The sequence below is a fragment of the Rhodococcus sp. LB1 genome, from assembly GCF_001583455.1.
In the GTDB taxonomy this organism is placed as follows: domain Bacteria; phylum Actinomycetota; class Actinomycetes; order Mycobacteriales; family Mycobacteriaceae; genus Rhodococcus_F; species Rhodococcus_F opacus.
Genome location: NZ_LTCZ01000391.1, coordinates 42,173 through 49,962 on the forward strand (window position 1 = coordinate 42,173; position 7,790 = coordinate 49,962).

General features: G+C 70.1%; 7 protein-coding genes. All 7 read right to left on the reverse strand.

Annotation, left to right across the window (positions count from 1 at the left end; genetic code table 11):
• Positions 1-1,314, reverse strand: coding sequence for an MFS transporter (locus AZG88_RS37240; protein ID WP_061700561.1), 1,314 nt, complete (start codon positions 1,312-1,314; stop codon positions 1-3).
• 136 nt (positions 1,315-1,450) lie between these two features.
• Positions 1,451-2,362 (reverse strand): LysR substrate-binding domain-containing protein, encoded by a 912-nt coding sequence (locus tag AZG88_RS37245; RefSeq protein WP_025433090.1) that lies wholly within the window; start codon positions 2,360-2,362, stop codon positions 1,451-1,453.
• 23 nt (positions 2,363-2,385) lie between these two features.
• Entirely contained in the window at positions 2,386-3,213 is an 828-nt protein-coding gene (locus AZG88_RS37250; RefSeq protein WP_005252335.1) for a sugar phosphate isomerase/epimerase family protein, read from the reverse strand.
• Positions 3,210-4,934 carry an FAD-dependent oxidoreductase gene (locus AZG88_RS37255; RefSeq protein ID WP_005252334.1) on the reverse strand — a complete coding sequence of 575 codons (1,725 nt, stop codon included), beginning with the start codon at positions 4,932-4,934 and terminating at the stop codon, positions 3,210-3,212. The genes AZG88_RS37250 and AZG88_RS37255 overlap by 4 nt, the downstream gene beginning before the upstream one ends.
• Positions 4,931-6,028 (reverse strand): Gfo/Idh/MocA family protein, encoded by a 1,098-nt coding sequence (locus AZG88_RS37260; RefSeq protein WP_061700562.1) that lies wholly within the window; start codon positions 6,026-6,028, stop codon positions 4,931-4,933. The genes AZG88_RS37255 and AZG88_RS37260 overlap by 4 nt, the downstream gene beginning before the upstream one ends.
• Positions 6,028-6,822, reverse strand: coding sequence for an aldo/keto reductase (locus AZG88_RS37265; protein ID WP_061700563.1), 795 nt, complete (start codon positions 6,820-6,822; stop codon positions 6,028-6,030). The genes AZG88_RS37260 and AZG88_RS37265 overlap by 1 nt, the downstream gene beginning before the upstream one ends.
• Positions 6,822-7,790: FAD-dependent oxidoreductase (locus AZG88_RS37270; protein ID WP_156517719.1), on the reverse strand; the 969-nt coding region annotated here is incomplete at its 5' end. The genes AZG88_RS37265 and AZG88_RS37270, both read right to left, overlap by 1 nt.

Here is a 7,790-nt window from a genome sequence, read left to right on the forward strand (position 1 = left end):
TCAGGCGGCCTCCGCTTCCCGGCGGTTGGTGTTGGTTTCCGGCAACAGCAGGATCGAGACGAGACTGACCACGGCGATCACCACGAAGTAGGCGGTGACGGCCGTCGAGGTGCCGAACGCTTCGAACAGCCACGTCGCCATGAACGGTGCGAGTCCACCGCCGAGGATGGCGCCGATCTGGTAGCCGAGAGACGCACCGCTGTAGCGGATGTGGGCGGGGAAGAGTTCCGCGAACAGTGCCGACTGCGGCCCCGCGGTGGTGCCGAGCACCGCCGCCATCACGATCATCGCGAGCAGCATGACGGGGATCGACGCCGTGTCGATGAGTGGGAAGAACACCGCGGCCACGATCACGAGCGCGATCGAACTCCACGTGTACACGCGGCGCCGGCCGAGCACGTCCGACTTCCAGGCCGACACGGCCATGCCCGCCATCCAGACCGGGCACGCGACGATCAGCAGTGTGAGCATGGTGGCGCGGCTGTATCCGAGTTCCTTGGTGCCGTACGTCAGGACGTACACCATGAACACGTAGGCGATGCCGTTGGTCGCGATGAATGTGCCGGCCGCGAGCAGCACCGTCCGCCAGTTGCGGGTCAGCACCTCGACGATCGGCATCTTCACGATCGTGTCGCTCTCCTTGGCCTCCGCGAACGCCGGGGACTCGAAGACGCCGAGGCGAATCCACATCGCGACGCCGACGAGCACGGCGCTCATCAGGAACGGCACTCGCCAGCCCCACGTCTGGAACGCGTCGTCGGACAGCAACTGGGTGACGGCGAGGAACACGACGTTCGCCATGATCACTCCGGCCGGAACGCCCATCTGCGGTGCCGCGCCGTACAGGCCGCGCTTGCCTTCCGGGGCGTGTTCGGTGGCCATGAGCACCGCGCCGCCCCATTCGCCGCCGACGCCGATGCCCTGAACGAACCGCAACGCCACCAGCAGGATGGGTGCGGCCACGCCGATGGCCTCGAAGTTCGGGAGCAGGCCGATGCCGACGGTCGCGGCGCCCATCATGGTCAGCGACAGCACCAGCATCGACTTGCGTCCGATGCGGTCGCCGAAGTGCCCCATGACGACGCCGCCGATCGGGCGGGCGATGAAGCCGACCGCGAACGTGGCGAATGCGGCGAGCGTTCCGGCGAACGTCGACGCGCCGGGGAAGAACTGCGGTCCGATCACCAGGGCTGCGGCGGTGCCGTAGATGAAGAAGTCGTACCACTCGATCGCGGTACCGACGAAGCTCGACAGGACTGCCCTGCGCGCTTCCTTGTGGGACACCGGCGGTGTCGCCTCGGTGATTGCCGTCATCGTCTGCCTTCCCGGTTCTGCTGCGCGCACACTCATCGCGCTACCGGAAAACAATGACCCGACTCACATACATCTGAAAAGCGGGACTATCCCCACATGAATTGCAGAAAAACCGTGGAAGGCGTGAATGCGCAGCTCAGGCAGTGACGAACCGGATGAATGCTCGCGCGACCCGGCTCAGCGTCGCCTCCTGATGCCACGCCACCACCACGGCCACCGACGCCGGTTTCGGGTCGGCGATCGGTTTCACGACGACGGGCAGACCCTCGTACGTGACGTCCACCCGGGGTCGCTGCAGCAGCAGCGTCCACCCCAGACCGCGTCCGACGAAGGCCCGCGCCGTCTCGAAGTTCGCGGTCCGATACGCCACCCGGGGCGCGAATCCGGCCTCCCGGCAGACGTCTATCGCATGGTTGGTGCTCGGTGGCGCGTCCAGCAGCACCATCGGGTGCTCGGCCAGATCCGCGAGGCGCACCGGCCCGTCGACTCCCGCCAGCGGATGCTCCGCGCCGAGCACCACCATCGGCTCGCGGGTCATGAGCGGCACCGTCTGCCACTCCGGGGACAGGTCGAGGTCGTAGACGATGGCGACGTCCAGTTCGCCGCCCTCGAGCTGCGTCCGCAACCGGTTCTGCGTGTCTTCCCGGAACTCCACGGACGCCCGCGGGTACTCCGCGGTGAACGCGTACAACATCGACGGCAGGATCGTCGGGCCGAGCGCCGGGTAGCAGCCGACGGCGATCGGCCCCGCGACGACACCGCCCTCCCCGGATGCGTCGGCCTGCAACTCCCCCGCCTGCTGCAACAGGGCACGCGCCCGCGACAGCACCGCCTCCCCCGTCGGGGTCAGCTGCACACCGCGGGCGCGCCGGCGCACACACAACTGCGCCTTCAGTGCCTTCTCCAGATCCGTCACCGCCGCGGACAACGCCGACTGCGACAGGTGCATCCGCTCGGCCGCACCACTGATCGTCCCGGTCTCCGCCACCGCCACGAACGCCGCCAGCTGGCGCATCGTGTACACGGGGACGTTGTCGGGGCGGGGCATGCAAGAACGGTAGCGCGGAAAATTCAGCGTCCGGTGGCCGCCGGGACCTGCGCGAGCACCTCCCGGGTGGCGGCGACCAGCCGCGCGAGCCACGCGTCCGTGCCGACGGCCCGCCGGAGCGGCTCGTTGGGGAGTTCGATGCTCACCGGCAGGCCCGCCGGCAACGTCGACCAGATGTCGGCGAGCGGGATGCCGCCCGACCCCGGAACCAGCCGCTCTTCGCGGGCCTGACGGATCAGTTCGGCGTCGTCCGTGGGCGCAGGCACCGAGCCGTCGCACATCTGGGCGTAGTGCAGCCACTCCCGGGGGATCGCCGCCAGGTCGTCGAGCGTGGTGCTCGACCGTCCGACGTGCAGCCCGTCCACCAGCACGCTGCGCGCCGGCCCGTCGGCCTGCGACACGATCTCGACCGCGGTGGCCGCGTCGGGCACGGCCGTCCACGGCATGAACTCGAGGCTCGCGACGATGCCGTACTGCGCGCACAGTTCCGCGAGCCGGGTGTAGGAGTCGGTGAGCCGGGCGCGGTCGCGGTCGTCGCCGCCGACGAGCACCGCCTTCGCGCCGAGGCGTGCGCCCGCCTCGAGTAGCGGAACGTACGACTTCGGGTCGAAATCGGCTCCCAGCCGGATGATTTCGAGGTCGAACACCTCGATCGGCGAATCGTCGAGACGACGGATCAGCGCGTCGAGGGCGGCGTCGTCCTCGTGCAGCGGGTAGGCGGTGGTGCCGGGCGCGGCGGGCAGCAGCCGGATGCCGATGGTGTCGAAGCCGTGCTTCTCGGCGAGGTCCACCTGCCGCAGCGGCGCGGTGTCGAGCACGGTGAGTGCGGCAAGGCCGAGTGGGGCGGTCATCGCAGATCTCCTGTCGTCGAGGCGAGGCGGCGACCGGTGAGGTAGCCGAAGGTCATGGCCGGGCCGAGGTTGATGCCGCCGGACGGGTAGTGGCCGCCCATGACGCTGGACTGGTCGACCCCGACGGCGAACAGCCCATCGATCGGCTGGTCGTCGTCGTTCAGCACCCGGGACGCCCTGTCGGTGACCAGACCGGCGAACGTGCCGAAGCTGCCGGGGACTACCTTGACCGCGTAGAACGGGCCTTCCTCGAGCGGTGCGAGGGAGGCGTTGGGCCACGGATTGTCGGCGTCCCCGGAGCCGACGGTGAACGGGGTGGTGCCACGACCGAACTCGGGGTCGACACCGTCGCGGGCGCCCTCGTTGAACGCTGCGACCGTCTTCTCCAGGCCGTCGGGGTCGACGCCGATCTTCTCGGCCAGCTCGCGCACCGTGCGGCCGCGGGTGAGGTAGCCGGACTTCAGGTACGGCCACGTGGGGATCGGCAGCGGCTTGGCCATGCCGAGCGGGAAGTACCGCAGGTACCGCTGGTCGGCGATCAACCAGGAGCAGACCTCTTCGCCGTCGGGGACCTGTTCGACCATCGCAAGGGTGTAGTCGTGGTAGCCGAGGGCCTCGTTGACGAAGCGGCGGCCGTCGGCGAGAACGCCGATGGCGCCGGGCTTTCCGCGGTCGAGGATGTGCGGGAACACGCCCTCCTTGCCGTTGCGGTACCGGATGATCGACACCGGGCAGTACGCCACCGGCGACGCGACCGAGCGGTCGAGTCGCCCGCCGACCGACTCGCCGAGGGTGATGCCGTCGCCGGTGGTCGTGGACGGGGTGAGGGTCCAGTGTTCGCGGCCCGTGGGTGTGCGGGGAAAGAGTTCGCGGCGCCGGTCGACGTCGCGACTGAAGCCGCCCGTCGCGAGGACGACTCCGCGGCGGGCGGACACGGAGTAGGCCCCGTCCGGGCCCTCCAGCCGGACACCGGTGACGGTGCCCGCGGAGTCGGTGGTCAGCGCGGTGGCCGCCGTGTTCACGCGGATCTCGACGCCGGCGTCGAGCGCCGACCGCAGCAGCCGGCCGACGAGCGCGGTGCCGTTGACGAGTTGCTGGCCGCGGCGTGTGATGGCGAGGTCGAGCAGGTGCGTGGACACCCTGCGGGCGCAGTGCACGAACGCCTTCGCCGAACGCGTCGAGTGCAGGAAGGCCTGCAGGTCCGGGCCGGCCATGATGCCCATACCGAGGAACGACGTCTCGTAGAGCTGCCGCCGGAGCAGCGCCGCGACGTCGGGGCCGAGCTTCCGGAGGCTCACCGGTTTCGGCCCGACGGAGCGGTGGCCCGTGCCCGCACCCGGTGTGTCGCCGTGGATGTCGGCGATCTTCGCGCCCGGAACGAACTGCAGCGCCGTCTTCTTCTCGAAGAACTCGACCATCTCGGGTGCGCCGTCGAGCAGGGCGTCGACCTTGGCGGCGTCGAAGTTCTCGCCGAGTCGGTGCTCGAGATAGGTGCGCGGCAGCGAGCGGTCCTCGTTCACGCCGTCGGCCTGCGCGAACAGGTTCCGCGGCGTCCACATCCAGCCGCCGGACCACGCTGTCGCGCCGCCGCACGTGTCCGCCTTCTCGACGACGAGGACGGAGGCTCCCCCGTCGGCTGCGGCGACGGCGGCGGACAGACCGCCCGCTCCGGACCCGATGACGACGACGTCATAGGTGGCGATGGTGTGTTCGGGGGTCATAGCGTCTCCTGAGCGGATGTCGTTGCGAAAGTCGGTGCGGGCGTGAGGTCGACGACCCGGCCGGTGCGCGAAGACTCGTAGATCGCCGCGATGATCGCCAGCGAGGCGCGCGCGTCACGTCCGGTGACGGCAGGGTCGCGACCGGCCAGGACGGCGTCCGCGAAATCCTGCACCTGGAGTGTGTGGAAGTCGGCGAGTCCGGCATTGACTTCCGTGACGTCGAGATTGGCACGGATGTCGGGTGTGAACGGGGCACGGAACTCCACTTCGCCGGGGACCGTCCAGATCTCGTTGACGCCCTCCCGGCCCTCCGGGAACTCCAGGACGCTCGCAATCGCACCGGTCTGCCCTATCACGGTGACCCGGTTGCCGAGGTTGTGGTTGGCGCCGGTGGTCGCGGTGACGGTAGCCGTGCCGCCCGACGCGAACGAGACGACGGCGGACGCGCTGTCCTCGGTCTCGATGTGGTCGCCGTGTGTGTGGGTGCGGATGAAGCCGCTCACCGACACGGCCTCACCCATCAACCACTGGAGCATGTCGATCTGGTGGACGGCCTGGGTCATCAGGACACCGCCGCCGTCGGTGTCCCACCGTCCGCGCCACTCGTCGGCGGAGTAGTAGGACGACGGGCGGTGGAGAAGCACCGACGCCTCACCGAGCATCGGAATGCCGATCCGGCCGTCGTCGATGGCCGTCCTGATCCGCCGTACGGCCGGCCAGAACCGGCGCTGGAACAGCACACCGAACGTGATGCCCGCGCGGTCGGCGGCCGCGATCATCCGGTCGGCCGCGGCGACGTCGACCGCGATCGGCTTCTCGCACAGCACGTGGATCCCGGCCTCCGCCGCAGCGACGACCACTTGCTCGTGCACCGGATGCGGGGTGCAGACGGTGCACGCATCGAGGCCGAGGGCGATCAACTCCTCCACCGAACCGACGGCCCGCGCGATGTCATGCGCGGATGCGAACTCGCGGGCGCGGTCGACGTCGGGGTCGCAGCAGCCGACCACCTCGACGCCGGGCACCTGCTGCAGGGCCCGGGCGTGGTTGCCGGCGATCTTTCCGCAGCCGACGATGCCGATTCGTAGTGCCATCAGTAGTGCTCCTCGGTTTCGACGTCCCGGGCCGCGGACTCGCCGCGGTCGAGACGGTTCAGGGCGTCGACGTCCGCGGCGGTGAGCCGCACGTCGAGTGCAGCCAGGTTCTCGGCCTGGCGGGCGGGATTCGCGGATCTCGCGACCGGCACGACACCCTGCGCGAAGTGCCAGGCCAGGACCACCTGTGCGGGGGCACGGTCGAGGCGCCGGGCGATGTCGGTGACCACAGGCGAGTCGAGCACCTCGCCGCGGCCCAGCGGGCTCCACGACTGCGTGAACACGCCGAGTTCGTCGTTCGCGCGCCGGACGGGCAGCCGGGCGAGCGACGGGTCCATCTGGATCTGGTTGACCGCGGGCGCTTCTCCGGTTTCGGTGACGACGCGACGCAGGTGCGTCTCCAGGAAATTGGAGACGCCGACGTAGCGGACGAGGCCGGCGTCGCGGCACGCGAGCATCGCCTCGAACGCCGCCACGTACCTGTCGTGGCGGGGCAGCGGCCAGTGGATGAGGAACAGGTCGAGCCGATCGAGTCCCAGATTCTTCAGGCTCCGCTCGACCGCGCCGCGGATGTCACCCGACACGTGATCGCTCCCACGCAGTTTCGTGGTGACGAACAGCTCCTCGCGGGGCAATCCGCACTCCGCGAGCGCCACACCCACGGCGTCCTCGTTGTCGTAGATCGTGGCGGTGTCGACGAGCCGGTAGCCGGCTTCGATGCCGGACAGCACGGCCCGGGTGGCGTCCGGGCCGGTCAGTGGCCAGGTCCCGAGACCGAGGGGCGGGATGTCCATCACGCGCTGACCTCCTCGCGGGCTTCGGCGGCCGCGGTGATCTTCGCGGCGACGTCGGCTGCGGTGACGAGAGCGGCGTGGATGGAGCCGCCGTCGCCACTCGCGTCACCGACCGTGTGGACGCCGAGTCGCGGTGCCAGCGCCCGCACTGCGGCGAGCAGGTCGGTGCGCGGCTCGACGCCGTGCGAGATCAGCAGTTCGCCGGGAGCGTCCACCACCCGCTCGTCCCCGGCGGTCGAGATCACCACCCGGTCTTCCTCGATCCGCGTCACGATCGACGACAGGTGGGTGGTGAGGTTCGCACTCGCCGCGAGCCGCGGCAGCAGCACGATCTTGCCGCGTCGGCCGACGTCGTGGGCGATCGTCTCCTGCGGGCCGATCATGACCACCTCCGTGCCGTGCTGGAGCAGGTCGTCGGCGACCGCGGCCGCTTCCCGGTCGGCGCCGAAGATCGTGACCGCCTCGGGTGCAGGGTCTCCGGCTTCCAGGAACTCGCGAACGTCGCGGACCCTCCGGGTGTCGGCCCCGGGGAGGTCGACCTGGGGTCCGCGGCCGCCCGTTGCGAGCACGACGGCGTCGAAGTCGAGTTCCGCCAGTGCGGCGGCGTCGACCCGCGCGCCGGTGTGGCAGGTGATGTCGAGGTCGGCGATCTCGGCGAGGTACCAGTCGACGATCCGTGAGTACTCGGGGTACTCGTGCAGTCGCGAGGCCAGCGCGAAATCGCCACCGAGACTGCCGCGTTCGTCGTACAGGTCGACGCGGTGCCCGGCGAGCGCGAGGTCGCGGGCGGCAGCCATCCCCGACGGCCCGCCGCCTACGACGGCGACACGCACCGCCACGTCCGCCGGCTTCGACGGCTGCTCGAGTTCGCGGCCCACCCACGGATTGACCGAGCACGGAACGGGTCCGGCGGCGAGTCTGTCGATGCAGTAGTTGCAGGCGATGCAGGGCCGGTACCGGCCGCCGTC

Coding starts and splice junctions, on each gene's coding strand:
- AZG88_RS37255 (WP_005252334.1), bottom strand. CDS start 4,934: ATGACCCCCGAACACACCATCGCCACCTATGACGTCGTCGTCATCGGG.
- AZG88_RS37265 (WP_061700563.1), bottom strand. CDS start 6,822: ATGGACATCCCGCCCCTCGGTCTCGGGACCTGGCCACTGACCGGCCCG.
- AZG88_RS37245 (WP_025433090.1), bottom strand. CDS start 2,362: ATGCCCCGCCCCGACAACGTCCCCGTGTACACGATGCGCCAGCTGGCG.
- AZG88_RS37250 (WP_005252335.1), bottom strand. CDS start 3,213: ATGACCGCCCCACTCGGCCTTGCCGCACTCACCGTGCTCGACACCGCG.
- AZG88_RS37240 (WP_061700561.1), bottom strand. CDS start 1,314: ATGACGGCAATCACCGAGGCGACACCGCCGGTGTCCCACAAGGAAGCG.
- AZG88_RS37260 (WP_061700562.1), bottom strand. CDS start 6,028: ATGGCACTACGAATCGGCATCGTCGGCTGCGGAAAGATCGCCGGCAAC.